Below are 14741 nucleotides of genomic sequence, written 5' to 3'. Positions count from 1 at the left end.
GGGCCGGACGGGTGGCCCTGGGAGCGCTTGTCATACCGCGCTGCCGGTGATCCGCTCGCTCTCCACACGCCGGGCGAGACCCTCCTCGTCCAGCCGGTCCAGGTGACGGCACAGGACCACCGAGGCCCCCGCGGCCAGCGGAGCGAACAGCCCCGCGGAGAGCCCGTCCCAGGTGTCGTACGTACGGCCTGTCAGCAGCCTCGACCCCGGGGCGAGTCCGAGCTCCGCCGCGTCCTGCCGGGCCCGGGCCACCAGCTGGTCCGCCGTCAGTTCGGTGCCGTCCACGGCCAGAGCGGGAGCGGCGGGATCCACCGGCGCGTACGGGGCGAAGCGGTCTCCCTGGCCCGGTACCTCCACCGCGTAGTCCGCGAACCCGTCCGGTGCCTGCGGGAAACGGCCGCCCAGGGGGCGCAGGGCCAGCGCGACCCGCTCCCCGCGGCACGCGCGCGCCCGTTCCAGCGTGTCCGGCCCGCTGACGACCAGGTCCGCGCCGGCGGGGTCGCCCTGGACATCGGCGACGACGCCGACCGAGGAGCAGGCGAGCAGCCAGACCGCGGACTGCCAGTGGGCCGGGAGCAGCAGGGCGAGCCGGTCACCGGGCTCCGCGGCCAGGTCGCCCTGCAGCAGATTGGCCGTCTTGGCCACCCAATTGGCGAACGTCGCCACCGACAGTTCGACCCGTTCTCCGGTTGCGTCATCGTAGAAAGTGACGAGGGGGCGGGCGGGATCCGCGGCGAGCGCGGATCGCAGCAGGTCGGCGGGGGTGCGATCACTGGCGTTCATCCGGACAAGGGTACGCCGGGCGCGCCGCCGCGGAGGGGCGGGCGGGTGACGCGTACACCGGTTCGGCAGACGGGCCGTCAGGTTCCTTCCGATGCACTCCAGTAGCCGGGGATGCCTGACTCCGCCAAGGATTTCCGGTATGCGTGCACTTCTCTCCACTTCCATCGGCGTCACCTGCGCGGCGGCACTCACCCTCCCGCTCGCCGCGCCCGCGCCGGCCGTCCCCGCTTCCGCCCCGGTCGCCCACGCGCCCGCGGCCACCGCCGCCGAGCCCCTGGGCTCGACGCAGTCCCTGCCCCTGCGACCGCTCACCGGCGCCGCCTCCCGGGCCGCCGGTGAGCCCACCGGCTCCGCGTCACCCTCGTCACCCGCCGGGCAGGGGCTGCGGCGGCTCGACGCCCACCGCTTCTCCCTCGTCGGCGTGGTCTGGGACGACGCCGACACCGAACTGCACGGCACCGTCCAGGTCCGCACCCGGGATGCGGATACCGGCCGGTGGTCCGGCTGGCAGGACCTGGAGACGCACAACGCCGACCACGCCGCCGACGCAGGCAGTCCCGAACGCGAGTCGGGCACGGTCCGCGGCTCCACCGCCCCGCTCTGGGTCGGGGAATCGGACGGTGTCGAGGTACGCGTGCACGGCGAGACCGGCGGGCCGCGCACCGGAGCGGGCGACACCGCGGCGCTCCCCGCAGGCCTGCGGGTGGAGCTCGTCGACCCCGGTGACGACCCGCAGCAGCCGCCGGCCGCCGGCGCCACGACGGCCGTGGCGACCCCCTCCGGCTCAGCCGCCACACCCGCCGTCGCCCCGCAGCAGGGCTCGCTCCCCGAGTCCGCGGGCCTCACGGTGGCCGCGGCCGAGAGCTCCGCGGTCAACGCGGACCTCGCCCCGCTCGGCGCCGCCGAGATCCCTGCCCTGAGCAAGGCCGAGTCCGAGGAGCAGGCCGTCGTCGCGGCGGGTGCCAAACCGTTCGTCGGCCCCCGCCCCCGCATCGTCACCCGCAAGGGCTGGGGCGCCGACGAGAGCCTGCGCGAACGCGCCTTCGCCTACACGAGCACGGTCAAGGCCGCCTTCGTCCACCACAGTGCCACCGGCAACAACTACACCTGCTCCCAGGCGCCCTCGGTCCTGCGCAGCATCTACCGCTACCACGTCAAGAGCAGCGGCTGGCGGGACTTCGGCTACAACTTCGCCGTCGACAAGTGCGGGAACATCTACGAAGGGCGAGCCGGAGGGGTGACGAAGGCGGTCCTCGGGGCGCACACCCTCGGGTTCAACACCAACAGCATGGGCATCGCGGTACTCGGCACGTACAGCTCGAAGAACCCACCCGCCGCCGCGGTGAACGCCATCGCCAAGCTCACCGCCTGGAAGCTCGGACTGTTCGGCCGCAACCCCAAGGGCAAGGTCACGCTCGTCTCCGGCGGCAGCGGCAAGTACAAGAAGGGCGCGAAGGCCAAGCTCAACGTCATCGCCGGCCATCGCGACGGTTTCGCAACCGAATGCCCCGGAAGCCGTCTCTACAAGAAGCTCGGCACGGCCCGGACCGCTTCGGCCGCCCTGCAGGGCCGCTGACCGGGAAAGCTCCGACCGGTCTGCATACACTGGCCAGCCGATACGAGGCCCGGCCCCAGCAGGAAGCAGAGACGGTGCTGTGACAGAGGCAAGAGAAGCGATCCTCCTGGTCGGGGGCAAAGGCACCCGGCTGCGTCCGCTCACGGTGCACACCCCGAAGCCGATGGTGCCGGCGGCGGGCGTCCCGTTCCTCACGCACCAACTGGCGCGCGCCAGGGCGGCGGGGGTGGAGCACATCGTGCTCGCGACCTCCTACCTGGCGGAGGTGTTCGAACCGCACTTCGGTGACGGTTCGTCGCTCGGCCTCTCCATCGAGTACGTCACCGAGCACGAACCGCTCGGTACGGGCGGAGCCATCCGCAACGTGGCGGAGCGGCTGACCTCGGGCCCGGACGACCCCGTACTCATCTTCAACGGGGACATCCTCACCGGCCTCGACATCCGGGCCCTGGTCGCGTCGCACGCCACCTCCGGGGCGGACGTCTCCCTCCACCTCACCAGGGTGGAGGACCCGCGCGCCTTCGGCCTCGTGCCGACGGACGCGACGGGCAGGGTGACGGCCTTCCTGGAGAAGCCGCAGACGCCCGAGGAGATAGTCACCGACCAGATCAACGCGGGGGCGTACATCTTCCGCCGGTCCGTCATCGACACCATCCCGGCCGGCCGGCCCGTCTCGGTGGAGCGTGAGACGTTCCCCGGACTCCTCGCCTCCGGAGCCCACCTCCAGGGCATGGTCGACTCCACGTACTGGCTCGACCTCGGCACCCCGCAGGCGTTCGTACGCGGCTCGGCCGACCTGGTCCTGGGGCGCGCACCCTCCCCCGCGGTGCCCGGCCGCTGCGGCGACCGGCTCGTCCTGCCCACCGCCTCCGTGGCGGTCGACGCCAAGCTCACCGGCGGTACGGTCGTCGGCGAGGGCGCCGTCGTCGGCGAGGGCGCCAGGATCACGGGCTCCACCGTGCTGGCCGGAGCCGTCGTCGAACCCGGCGCTGTGATCAGCGACTCACTGATCGGGTCCGGTGCCCGGATCGGCAGCCGCACGGTCCTCGCGGGCGCCGTGATCGGGGACGGCGCGCAGGTCGGCGCGGACAACGAACTGCGGGACGGCGTACGCGTCTGGTGCGGCGCGGTCCTCCCGGACGCCTCGGTCCGCTTCTCGTCCGACCAGTGAGCGGCCCCGGCCCGTGTCCCGTCCGGACGGCGGACCGGCCCTTCGCCGGGGTCCCCCGCGGCCGGTGAGCGGTTCCCGCCGGCCGTACCCTCGACACAGGCTGTCCCGTTCGTTCCCGCAGGCGCGCGACGACGGGCCGGGCTGTGTTCCGGAAGTGGCGTCGTCCGCCCGGAGGGCAGATCCCGGCGCGTCCGGTGCCTGCGATCGTACGGCGGAGGGTCGCCCCGATACCGGATGGACCGGGACGATCCGGCAGCGCGGCGAGTGCGCGGGCCGGACGCCTCCGGGCGGGGGGACTTCCGACACGCGGCCCACGGCACGTCGCCGCGCTGCCGGCTCGTCCCCGTGCATCCGGTGTGCGGACGATCCTCCGCCGTACGACGCACCGCGTCCGACGCCGCCCGCCGATCCACCGGGAGCGGCGGGACAGCCCCAGGCACCCCCGACGACCGAGGACCGAGGACCGTGGCAGGACGCTTCGCAGCCCGTACCACCGCCGTACCCCGCCGGCAGCCGGCGGCCGCGGCCACGGCCGCGTCCGTCCCGCAGCTGACCCGGACGTGGACGCCCCCGTGGCCGCTGGACGTGCGACTGGTCCTCGGACCGCTGCGGCGGGGCCCCGCCGACCCCGCCTACCGGGCGCTGTCCGACGGCTCGTTCTGGCGGGCCACCCGCACCCCGGCAGGCCCCGGAACCCTCCGCGTCTCGGCGGCCCCGGACGGCCGGATCTCGGCGGCGGCCTGGGGCCCCGGGGCGCAGTGGCTCCTCGACGGACTGCCCGCGCTGCTCGGCGAGGGCGATGCGCCCGACGCCTTCCGCCCGTGCCACCGGCTGCTCGCCGTGACCCACCACCGGCGGCCCGGCCTGCGCCTGCTGCGCACCGGGCTGGTGATGGAGTCGCTGATCCCCTCGATCCTGGAACAGAAGGTCACCACCGACGAGGCCTACCGCGCCTGGCGCCTGCTCGTCCGCACCTACGGCACCCCGGCCCCCGGCCCGGCGGACCCGGCCTTCGGCACGTACGGGCTGTACGTCATGCCGGACGCGCGCACCTGGGCGACGATCCCGTCCTGGGAGTGGCACCGCGCGGGCGTGGACTCCAAGCGGTCGGCGACGATCCTGCGCGCGGTGCGGGTCGCCCGCCGTATGGAGGAGGCGGCGTCGATGGAGCTCCCGGAGGCCATGGCACGGCTGCAGCTGATCCCGGGCATCGGGCCCTGGACCGCGGCGGAGACCCTGCAGCGCTCGAACGGCGCGGCCGACGCGGTCACGGTCGGGGACCTCCACCTGCCGGGGATCGTCGGCCACGCCCTGGCGGGCGACCGGAACGCCGACGACGAGGCCATGCTGGCCCTGCTGGAGCCGTACGCGGGCCAGCGCCACCGCGCGACTCGCCTGATCCTTCTCTCCGGCCGGATCCCGCCCCGCCGGGCCCCCCGCATGACGCCGCGGGACATCGCCCGTCTCTGACGGCCCTCCCGCGGCTCCCGGCGGGCGCGCGGCGACGGCCACGACCCCTCGCCGCGCCGTCGGAAAGCCCTACCGGTCCAGCACGCGGAGAAACCCCCGCCGTGCGACACACCGCGGTCCGGCGCGCGCGGCGGATCCACCGGGACGGGAGCCCGCGGGGCCTCCTTCCGGAGCAGCCCCGTCCGCCCCTCCGGGCAGGCGGGGTTTCCGCACCCGTCCCGGCGTGGCGGCGGGGCCCGTACGTCCTGCCTACCGGACGGTGATGAACGCCCCCGCGTCCCGGGCACCCCGGGCCGGCGGAGCCGTCTTCGCGTGGCCCACGGCCACCGCGCCCAGCGGGTCCCAGCCGGCCGGCAGGTCGAGCACCTCACGCACCACGTCCCGGCAGAACATCGTCGAGGACACCCATGCCGACCCGAGCCGCTCACCCGCGAGTGCGACCAGGAAGTTCTGTACGCCGGCGCCCGCGGCGACCACGAACATCTCGCGCTCCGCGGTGTCCCGGCGCTCGTCCCCGTAGGTGTGCGAGCCGTCCATCACCAGGCAGGGCACCGCGAGGTACGGGGCGTTGCGCAGGACGTCGCCGCGACGCACCCGCCTGGCGATCGACTCCTCGCTCCGGCCGTCGCGGCGCAGGTCCGCGATCCACGCGTCCCGCATGGCGTCGAGGAGCCGGGTACGCGACCGTGCGGACTCCAGCAGGACGAACCGCCATGGCGTCGTGTGGTGCGGTGCCGGGGCCGTCACCGCGGCCGCGACCGCCCGCCGGACGGCGCCGGGATCCACCGGTTCGTCCGTGAACTCCCGCACGGTACGGCGCAGGTGCAGCGCCTCACGGACCGCCTCGGAGGTCCCCAGCCGGAACATGTCGTCGGCCGCGACCCGCACCATCGCCCTGGCGCCGTCCTCCGGGCCGTCCTCGGGGCCGGGGCCGGCCACCACGTGGGCGAGTCCGCGCACCACGGCGACCGGCAGGCCGGCCGCCTTGCCCTTCACCAGGTCACCGGCCGAGGCCAGTTCGTCGGCCGTGGCGACGACGGTGGCGCTCAGCGGATTGCCGTACGTGTCCGTGCCGCCCCGCAGGTCGTCCAGTACCCGGACTCCTGCGGCACCGATGGCCACGTCGGTCAGCCCGTTGCGCCACGGGCGCCCGAAGGTGTCGGTGACGACGACCCCGACCTCGACGCCGAGCGCGTCCCGGAGCCCGTCCCGGATCGACCGGGCCGAGGCGTCCGGGTCCTCGGGGAGCAGCAGTACCGTCCCGGCCGGGGTGTTCGACGCGTCGACGCCCGCGGCGGCCATGACGAGCCCCTGCCGGTTCTCCACGATCCGCAGTGCCCCGCGCCGGGCGACCACCCGGACGGTCTCGGCGTCGATCGCGGCCTCACGGTCGGTGGCCTCGACGATCCGGCCCTCCGCCTTGGAGACGATCTTCGAGGTGACCAGCAGGACGTCCCCGTCGACGAGGCCGGGTTCGGTGGCGGCGATGAGTTTGGCCAGGTCGTCGCCCTCCCGGACCTCGGGCATCCCCGGCAGGGCCCACACGCGGTACGAGGGTGTTCCGTCGCTCATGCCCGGACCTCCTCGGCCAGGGCGAGGGCCTGCCGTGCCATCTCGGCGGTGGCGTCCACGTCCGTCATCATCAGCGGAACGGCACGGCAGCGGATGCCGGCGGCCTCCACCTCGTCGACGGCTCCGGCGTCCACGGTGTCGACGAGCCAGCCGTCCAGCAGCCCGGACCCGTAATGCCGGGCGACGGCCGAGGCCGTCGCCTCGACGCCGACCGCGGCCAGCACCTTGTCGGCCATGCCGCGCACGGGGGCGTTCCCGACGATGGGGGAGAGCCCGACGACGGGCACCCCGGCGTCGGCGATGGCTTCCCGGACGCCGGGTACGGCGAGGATGGTCCCGACGGACACGACCGGGTTGGACGGCGGGAAGACGATGACGTCGGATCCGGCGATGGCGTCGAGGACGCCGGGGGCGGGCTCGGCCTGCTCCGCGCCGACGGGGACGACGGCGTGCGCCGGGACGGAGGCGCGCAGCTTCACCCAGTACTCCTGGAAGTGGATGGCCTTGCGCTCGCCGTCGACATCGACCGCCACATGGGTCTCCACGCGGTCGTCGGACATGGGGAGGAGCCTGACGCCCGGCTTCCACCTGGCGCAAAGCGCCTCGGTGACGGCGCTCAGCGGGTAGCCCGCGGCGAGCATCTGCGTACGGACGATGTGGGTCGCGAAGTCACGGTCGCCGAGCCCGAACCAGTCGGGCCCCACGCCGTACGCCGCGAGTTCGTCCTTGACGTGGAAGCTCTCGTCGGTGCGCCCCCAGCCCTGCTCCTCGTTGATGCCACCGCCGAGGGTGTACATCACGGTGTCCAGGTCGGGGCAGACCTTCAGCCCGAACAGATGAATGTCGTCACCGGTGTTGCCGATGACGGTGATGTCCGCGTCCGGGGCGGCCTGCTTGAGGCCACGCAGAAAACGAGCACCACCGATACCGCCGGCCAGAACCACAATGCGCATACAGACAGTCTGTCAGGCGAAGCCTGGCGTTGTCGGGGTGGTGGTGGGTGACGGGTGGGGCTGTCAGGCGAAGCCTGGCGTTGTCGGGGTGGTGGTGGGTGACGGGTGGGGCTGTCGGGCGGTCAGGGTGTGCTGGGCGCAGCGGGCCGTGTGCATGGGCATGTCGGTGAGGCCCGGGTGGTAGATGTGGAGGCTGACGGCCGGTTCGAGGGAGCTGTTGACGATGTCGTGGGCGTAGCCGGGGGCGAAGACGCGCTGCGAGCCGGAGTGGAGCGCGCGTGTCCCGCGCTCGGTGTGTTCCGTCAACTCGCCCTCCAGGACCGTCAGTACTCCGGAGGACGGGCCGTGGTCGTGGAGTCCGGTGCCCTGACCGGGGACCCAGCTGAGCAGCCACACCTCGTAGCCGAGCGGGGTCGCCTCTGCCGGGTCGGCACCGGGGGCCGGGGGGACCGATTTCAGCCGGTGGTACCAGCGGGTGGTGGCGTCGTACCGGACGAGTGGGGCCCAGCGGGCGCGGTCGGCCGCGATGGTGCGGGCGAGTCCGGCGAACTCGGCCACGGTGGACGGGTGGCGGCGCGGCGGCTGCAGGAGGTGCTGGACCTCGAGGATGTCGCCGGCGATCTGGAGATCGCTGTCGCTGTTCATGGGTGCGGGGGTTCCTCGGCGTGGGGAGGCGCGTGCGGGGGAGGCGTCGCGGGTGCCTGCCGTGCCGCGTGGACGCGGGTGGCGGGCGGGACCGTGGGTGTCGCGGGGACCGGAGGGCTCGGCGAGGAGCCGGGTCGCAGGGAGAACCGGGTCGGATCAGAGCTGGAGCGCCGGGCTCAACAGCTGTGACAGCTCGAACAGCAACAGCGGGCCTGGACAGCCGTACGGAACCCACGGACGTGGGCCGGGTACATCGCTGCGGTCGCTGGCATACGGCCTAGGAGACCGGTTGGGCGGGTGTCCTGTCAACCCGATGCCCGCCGGAGCGGCACTCTTTCACCTCATCCGGTCGGCGAGCAAGAAGAAAGGTTTCAGCGGGCCAGGGGAGGCAAGGTGGCGCAACAACCGGCTTTCCCAACGAGGCAGGACGGCCGTGACCCGAATGTGATCTTGGTCGCTTCGGTGATCGAATCGAAACACCGAGGTGACGCGGGTCGTCTCGCACGGTGAGAGGCCGCATCCGAGGGGACCGGCGGCAGATGTCAGGTTTTTGGTGATTTGCACACTTTCCGCATACGCTTGGTTCCGCAGGGTGAATACCGAGGCCAATAGCAGATCTTCGCTTGACTGGCTCAGAGATACACACTTGTAATTTCACTCGTGTTGTTCCGGCCTCACGTAACGGCCGCATCACGGGGACGCAAGAGACAGACGAGGGGCGCAGATGACCGAGCTGTTCCAGCAACTGCTGGTCGAGGACGCGGACGAAGAACTCGGCTGGCAGGAGCGCGCGCTGTGCGCCCAGACCGACCCCGAGTCCTTCTTTCCCGAGAAGGGCGGGTCGACCCGCGAGGCCAAGAAGGTCTGTCTCGCCTGCGAGGTCCGTTCCGAGTGCCTCGAGTACGCCCTCAACAACGACGAACGCTTCGGTATCTGGGGCGGTCTGTCCGAGCGTGAGCGGCGGCGCCTGAAGAAGGCCGCCATCTGACGCACCACGCGCCCGGCCGCCCGGGCGCCTTCCCTCCCCGCCGGTCAACCGCTCGGCGCGGGGCGCACATTCGTACCGTTAGTGTGGGGCCCCGTCCGAGAGACGCGCCAACGCCCCGCCGGGGCGCGCGTGTACACCGATGCAGCCCCCGGGGGGACGCCCCTCCGGACCCGGCCGGAGGGCCCGTACCTCGATGTCCGTGCACAGCCACCCGGCGGCGCCGAATCCGGCCGCCGCCGCCCCAGAGTTCCCCCGGCACGTCGTCACCGCCGTGCTCGTCTCCCACGACGGCGCACGCTGGCTGCCCGACGTGCTGACCGGGCTGCTCGGGCAGGAACGCCCCGTACAGAACGTCGTCGCCGCCGACACGGGAAGCGCCGACGACTCCGCGCGCCTGGTCTCGGAGGCGCTCGGCGGTGAGCGCGTCCTGCACCTCGCACGCCGTACGAGCTTCGGCACCGCCGTCGACGAGGCGACCCGCACGGCCGGCGTCCTCACCCCCGACGACCTGCCGTACCTCAAGCGCCCCAGCGGCTGGGACCCGGTCAGCAGGAGCTGGCGCGACGACGCCTACGACCTGCCGGACCTCCCGCACGGTGAGCCCGTCCAGTGGCTCTGGCTGCTCCACGACGACAGCGCGCCCGAGCCGGACGCGCTCGCCGAGATGCTCCGCGTCGTCGACACCGACAAGCACGCCGCGATCGTCGGACCCAAACTGCGTGGCTGGTACGACCGCAAGCAGCTCCTCGAGGTCGGCGTCTCCATCGCCAACAGCGGACGCCGCTGGACCGGACTCGACCGGCGCGAGCAGGACCAGGGACAGCACGACCAGGTACGCACCGTGCTCTCCGTCTCCTCCGCCGGCATGCTCGTGCGCCGCGACGTCTGGGAGGAACTCGGCGGCTTCGACCGCAGGCTGCCGCTCATGCGTGACGACGTGGATCTCTGCTGGCGGGCCCACATGGCCGGCCACCGCGTGCTCGTGGCGCCCGACGCGGTTCTGCGGCACGCCGAGGCCTCCGCCAGGGAACGCCGCCCCATCGACTGCGCCGGACGCTCCGTCGCCAGTCCGCACCGCGTCGACAAGGCCGGCGCCGTCTACGCGATGCTCGCCAACGCACGGGGCAGGCAGCTGCCCTGGGCGTTGCTCCGCATCGTCCTCGGCACCCTGCTCCGCACGCTCGCCTACCTCGTCGGCAAGGCACCCGGGCAAGCGCTCGACGAGGTCGCCGGGCTCTTCGGCACCCTGCTGCGCCCCGGGCGGATCCTCGCCGCGCGCCGCGCACGCGGCAAGGGCGGGGTGGACGCCGCCGAGCTGCGGTCCCTCTTCCCGCCGCCCGGCGCGACCGTCCGGGCCACCGTCGAACAGGTCGCGGGCAACTTCGGCAGCCGCACCGACTCCGACTCCGGCGGTTCACGGCACGGAGCCGTGGAATCCGGACCCGGCGGCGACGACGCCGACTTCCTGGAGATCGAGCAGTTCGCCCGGGTCAAGCGCATCGTGCGCAAGCCCGGCCCCGTGCTCTTCGCGCTCCTCCTCCTGGTCTCCCTGGTCGCCTGCCGCGGCCTCCTCAGCGGCGGTGCCCTCGCGGGCGGCGCACTGCTGCCGGCCCCGGCGGACGTCTCCGACCTCTGGGGGCGGTACGCGGACGCCTGGCACACGGTCGGCACCGGTGGCACCCAGACCGCTCCGCCCTACCTCGCGATGGTCGCCGCCCTGTCGGCCCTGTTCCTCGGCTCCACGGGCTTCGCGCTCACCGTGCTGCTGGTCTGCTCCGTCCCGCTCGCCGGGCTCACCGCGTACTTCGCCTCCCGGCCGCTGCTGGAATCCCGGCTGCTGCGAGCCTGGGCGAGCGTCGCCTACGCCTTCCTGCCCGCCGCGACGGGGGCGCTGGCCACAGGCCGCATCGGCACCGCCGTGCTGGCCGTGCTGCTGCCCCTGATCGCCCGCGCCGCCGTCGCGGCGCACGGGATGCGCGGCGACGGCACCACCCGCGGCAGCTGGCGCGCCACCTGGGCGTACACCCTGCTGCTCACCGTCTCCATGGCCTTCACACCGGTCGTCTGGCCGCTCGCGGTCGTCCTCGGGCTCGGGGTCCTGGTCCTGCGCCGCGGTGACATCACCGCGTACGCGCTGCGCTTCCTGGCCACGGTGGGAACGCCGCTGCTGGTCCTCGCGCCCTGGTCGCTGTCGCTGCTGACCGGCCCGTCCGGCTTCCTGAGGGAAGCCGGACGGGACCTGGGCGCGGGAACGGCGACCGCCGTGGACCTGCTCGGCATCAGCCCCGGTGGGCCCAAGGCCGTCGGCGGTGTCCTGCTCCTGGGTGTGGTCCTGGCCGCGCTGGCCGCGCTCCTGCGCGGTGAGCGGCAGTTCGCCGTCCGTGCCGCCTGGGCCACCGCGCTCGTCGGTCTGTTCTTCGCGGGGCTCTCCAACGGGTCCACCTGGGCGGGTCCCGCGACCCTCGTCTACGGCAGCGCGCTGATCGCCGCCGCGCTCGTCGGCGCCGACGGTGCCCGGGTGCGGGTCGCGGAGCTCAGCTTCGGCTGGCGCCAGCCGGTCGCCGCACTGATCGCGCTGGCCGCCGGTATCGCTCCCGTACTGGCCGCGGCGGGCTGGATGATCGGCGGTGCCGCCGGTCCGCTGGAGCGCCGCGACCCGGTCCAGGTGCCCGCCTTCGTCGCGGAGGAGAGCACCACCCGGGACCAGCCGCGGACCTTGGTCCTCGCGGGCTCGTCGCCCGCGGCCGTCTCGTACAGCCTGGTCCGGGGCTCGGGCGCCCGGCTCGGTGACGCCGAGCTCACCGAGGCGGGCGGCGGCAACGCCCACCTGGACAAGGTCGTCGCCAACCTCGTCGCGGGTTCCGGCGCGGACCAGGGCAGCCAGCTCAGCGGCTTCGCGATCCGGTACGTCCTCGTACGCGACGGGGCGCCCCGGGAGATGAACCGGGTGCTGGACGCGACCCCGGGCCTGAGCCGGCTCAGCCAGCTGGACGGCAGCGCCCTGTGGCGGGTCGACCGTCAGGTCTCCCGCGTCATGATCGTGCCTGCCGGTGAGGGCGCAGAGCCGGTGACCGTCGGTTCGCAGCCCGTCGAGGCGCACTCCGAGATCCCCGCAGGCGAGGCCGGCCGGGTGCTGCGGATCGCCGACGGCGCCGATCCGGGCTGGCAGGCCACGCTGGACGGCCGGACGCTCGAGCCCAGGACGCTGGACGGCTGGGCGCAGGGCTTCGCGCTCCCCGCCGAGGGCGGCAGGCTGGACCTCACCTACGAGACCCCGCTCACGCACACCGCCTGGGTCTGGGCCCAGGTCGCGCTCGGCGTCGTGCTGGTGGTCCTGGCCCTGCCGGGCCGTCGCCGGGAGATCGACGACGACCTGCCGGAGGAGACCGAGGCCGTCGCGGCCGAACCGGTCGCGGGCGAGGGACGCCGGGCGCGCAGGCTGCGGGCCGCCGCCCAGGCGGAGGCCGCCACGGCCGGGGAGAACGGTGAGGCCGGCGAGTCCGGTCCACGCGGCGAGACCGATGGGGCGGCCGTCGCGTACGGGGCGTCGCAGGACCCGCGGGGCGAGACCGCCCCGGACGCGGCCGAGCCGGCCCAGGAGGGCTACATCCCGGCGCAGCAGAGCAGCGATCCGTACCCCGCGGGGCCGGACGCGGCCGGCCAGGACGGTACCGACGTGTACGCGGCGGCCGGGCAGACCGGCTACGGGGACGGCGGGTGGGAGGCCCAGCAGTACCAGGGCGCCGGCTACGACCCGTACCAGGCCGCCCAGGAAGCCGGCCAGTACCAGGCCGAGCCCTACTACCGGACCGATCAGTACCAGCAGGGGGCGTACCCCCAGGATCCGTACCAGCAGGACGCCTACCAGCAGCAAGGCGCCTACGATCCGTACGGCTACGCCCAGCAGCAGCCCTACGCCCCGGGAACGGGCGGCGAGGGCGCCCCGTACGACGGGCAGCAGAACACCGCCCCGTACGACGGGCACGACGAGAACCAAGCCCCGGGCCAGGGCCCCTGGCCGCACGGCAACGCATCGCGAGGCGAGTCCGAGTGAAGTCCACCCCCCTGTCCCTCATCGCGGGAGCCGTCGCCCTCGCCGCCGTCACCGGGTTCGCCGCGCTCAACGCGCCCGGCGACACGGGCGCACCGGAGGCGAAGGCCGCAGCCCGGCTGCCCGTGGAGCGCTCCAGCCTGCTCTGCCCGGCTCCCAGCAGTTCGGAGCTGGCGGACACCACGTACACGTCGTTCACCCCCGCGGGGGAGGGCGGCGGGGAGGCCGGCACGGCCGCGCTGACCCGGTCGGTGCCGCCGCCGGCGGACGAGGAGGAGAAGCCGGCGGACAAGGACGAGGAGAAGGACTCCGAGAAGGCGAAGAAGGAGGCGGGCAAGCCCGTCGTAGCCCTGGAGGAGTCCGGCAAGCCGGTCACCGCCGAGACCTCCGCGTCCGACGCCCCCGCCCTGATCGGCACGGCCACCGGCCGGCTGGCCCCGGGCTGGACCGCCCAGCAGACGACCATGACCTCGGCGGGCGACGCACGCGGTCTCCTCGGCGTCAGCTGCACCGCCCCGGACACGGACTTCTGGTTCCCGGGCGCGAGCACGTCGGAGGGCCGCCAGGACTACGTCCACCTGACCAACCCGGACGACACCGCCGCCGTGGCCGACATCGAGCTGTACGGACCCGAGGGCCCTCTCAAGTCCGATGCCGCCGAAGGCATCACGGTCCCGCCCGGGGGGAGCGTCCCGCTGCTCGTCTCCACGCTCACCACCGAGGCCGTGGACGACGTGACGGTCCACGTGACCACCCGGGCCGGCCGCGTCGGCGCGGTCGTCAGGGTCGGCGACGAGAAGGCGGGCAGTGACTGGCTGGCCGCCTCCGCCGATCCGGCGGGCGCCCTGGTCCTGCCCGGCATCCCCGCCGACGCCACCTCCGTACGCCTGGTGGCCTTCGCGCCGGGTGAGGCCGACGCCGATGTGAAGGTCCAACTCCTTGGCAAGAACGCGACGTTCTCACCGGCCGGCAACGACACCCTGCACATCAAGTCGCAGATGACCGCGAGCGTCGACCTCAAGGACGTCACCCGGAAGGAGCCCGGCTCGCTCCGGCTGACCCCCGAGACCGGCAGCGGCACACCGATCGTCGCCGCGCTGCGCGTGGTGCGCGGCACCGGTGCGAAGCAGGAGATCGCGTACATTCCGGCGACCGGGCCCGTGGGCCCGCGGGCGAGCGTCGCCGACAACCGGGCGAAGGGTTCGGTGCTGTCCCTGACCGCGCCGGGTGCGACGGCGAAGGTCAAGGTGACGGCGTCCGCGGGCAGCGAGGGCGGGGAGAGCACCGTCACGTCGTACACGGTCAAGGGCGGGACGACCCTCGAAGTCGTCCCCGAGGCCCCGTCCGGGCTCAAGGGCGCCTACGCGCTGACCGTGGAGCCGGAGTCGGGCGGTCCCGTCCACGCGGCCCGCACGCTCACCGTCCCGGAGAACGGCATCGACATGTTCACGGTGCAGACGATGCCGGACGACAGGGGCACGGTCGCGGTACCCGCCGCGGAGCAGGATCTGTCGGTCCTCGACCGCTGAGGC

The 14741-nt window shown here is 73.8% G+C and carries 10 protein-coding genes; 6 read left to right on the top strand and 4 right to left on the bottom strand.

Annotation, left to right across the window (positions count from 1 at the left end; translation table 11 throughout):
• Nucleotides 1-30: 30 nt before the first annotated feature.
• Nucleotides 31-783, bottom strand: coding sequence for a TIGR03089 family protein (locus tag BA175_RS27820; RefSeq protein WP_069174331.1), 753 nt, complete (start codon nucleotides 781-783; stop codon nucleotides 31-33).
• Between the two features lie 139 nt (nucleotides 784-922).
• Here BA175_RS27820 and BA175_RS27815 point away from each other — a divergent pair, with 139 nt between their 5' ends.
• From BA175_RS27815 to BA175_RS27805, 3 genes are all read left to right on the top strand, one after another.
• Nucleotides 923-2359: an N-acetylmuramoyl-L-alanine amidase gene (locus BA175_RS27815; protein WP_069174330.1), complete on the top strand. Its 1437-nt coding sequence runs from the start codon at nucleotides 923-925 to the stop codon at nucleotides 2357-2359.
• Nucleotides 2360-2438: 79 nt separating this feature from the next.
• Complete coding sequence (locus tag BA175_RS27810; RefSeq protein ID WP_069174329.1) at nucleotides 2439-3530, top strand: nucleotidyltransferase family protein; 1092 nt, start codon at nucleotides 2439-2441, stop codon at nucleotides 3528-3530.
• Between the two features lie 465 nt (nucleotides 3531-3995).
• Nucleotides 3996-5000 carry a DNA-3-methyladenine glycosylase family protein gene (locus BA175_RS27805; protein WP_069174328.1) on the top strand — a complete coding sequence of 335 codons (1005 nt, stop codon included), beginning with the start codon at nucleotides 3996-3998 and terminating at the stop codon, nucleotides 4998-5000.
• 249 nt (nucleotides 5001-5249) lie between these two features.
• Here the strand turns inward: BA175_RS27805 and BA175_RS27800 are convergent, their stop codons facing one another.
• The 3 genes from BA175_RS27800 to BA175_RS27790 form a co-directional block, all read right to left on the bottom strand.
• Complete coding sequence (locus BA175_RS27800; protein WP_069174327.1) at nucleotides 5250-6572, bottom strand: coenzyme F420-0:L-glutamate ligase; 1323 nt, start codon at nucleotides 6570-6572, stop codon at nucleotides 5250-5252.
• Nucleotides 6569-7525, bottom strand: coding sequence for a 2-phospho-L-lactate transferase (cofD, locus tag BA175_RS27795; RefSeq protein ID WP_069174326.1), 957 nt, complete (start codon nucleotides 7523-7525; stop codon nucleotides 6569-6571). The genes BA175_RS27800 and cofD overlap by 4 nt, the downstream gene beginning before the upstream one ends.
• A gap of 63 nt (nucleotides 7526-7588) precedes the next feature.
• Complete coding sequence (locus tag BA175_RS27790; RefSeq protein WP_069174325.1) at nucleotides 7589-8170, bottom strand: cysteine dioxygenase; 582 nt, start codon at nucleotides 8168-8170, stop codon at nucleotides 7589-7591.
• Between the two features lie 724 nt (nucleotides 8171-8894).
• Here BA175_RS27790 and BA175_RS27785 point away from each other — a divergent pair.
• From BA175_RS27785 to BA175_RS27775, 3 genes are all read left to right on the top strand, one after another.
• Entirely contained in the window at nucleotides 8895-9158 is a 264-nt protein-coding gene (locus BA175_RS27785) for a WhiB family transcriptional regulator (RefSeq protein WP_031093859.1), read from the top strand.
• Nucleotides 9159-9351: 193 nt separating this feature from the next.
• A complete protein-coding gene (locus BA175_RS27780) occupies nucleotides 9352-13212 on the top strand; it encodes a glycosyltransferase family 2 protein (RefSeq protein ID WP_069174324.1) in 3861 nt (1286 codons plus the stop codon).
• Nucleotides 13209-14738, top strand: a complete 1530-nt coding sequence (locus BA175_RS27775; protein WP_069174323.1) for a DUF5719 family protein — start codon at nucleotides 13209-13211, stop codon at nucleotides 14736-14738. Before BA175_RS27780 ends, BA175_RS27775 begins: the two co-directional genes overlap by 4 nt.
• Nucleotides 14739-14741 lie beyond the last annotated feature (3 nt).

This window comes from Streptomyces griseus, assembly GCF_001715295.1.
Lineage (GTDB): Bacteria > Actinomycetota > Actinomycetes > Streptomycetales > Streptomycetaceae > Streptomyces > Streptomyces griseus_G.
This window is presented reverse-complemented; position numbering and strand designations above follow the sequence as displayed.

Bases quoted from the DNA above. Each gene is read 5' to 3' on its own strand.
- BA175_RS27820 (WP_069174331.1), bottom strand. From the start codon at position 783: ATGAACGCCAGTGATCGCACCCCCGCCGACCTGCTGCGATCCGCGCTC.
- BA175_RS27815 (WP_069174330.1), top strand. From the start codon at position 923: ATGCGTGCACTTCTCTCCACTTCCATCGGCGTCACCTGCGCGGCGGCA.
- BA175_RS27800 (WP_069174327.1), bottom strand. From the start codon at position 6,572: ATGAGCGACGGAACACCCTCGTACCGCGTGTGGGCCCTGCCGGGGATG.
- cofD (WP_069174326.1), bottom strand. From the start codon at position 7,525: ATGCGCATTGTGGTTCTGGCCGGCGGTATCGGTGGTGCTCGTTTTCTG.
- BA175_RS27790 (WP_069174325.1), bottom strand. From the start codon at position 8,170: ATGAACAGCGACAGCGATCTCCAGATCGCCGGCGACATCCTCGAGGTC.
- BA175_RS27785 (WP_031093859.1), top strand. From the start codon at position 8,895: ATGACCGAGCTGTTCCAGCAACTGCTGGTCGAGGACGCGGACGAAGAA.
- BA175_RS27780 (WP_069174324.1), top strand. From the start codon at position 9,352: ATGTCCGTGCACAGCCACCCGGCGGCGCCGAATCCGGCCGCCGCCGCC.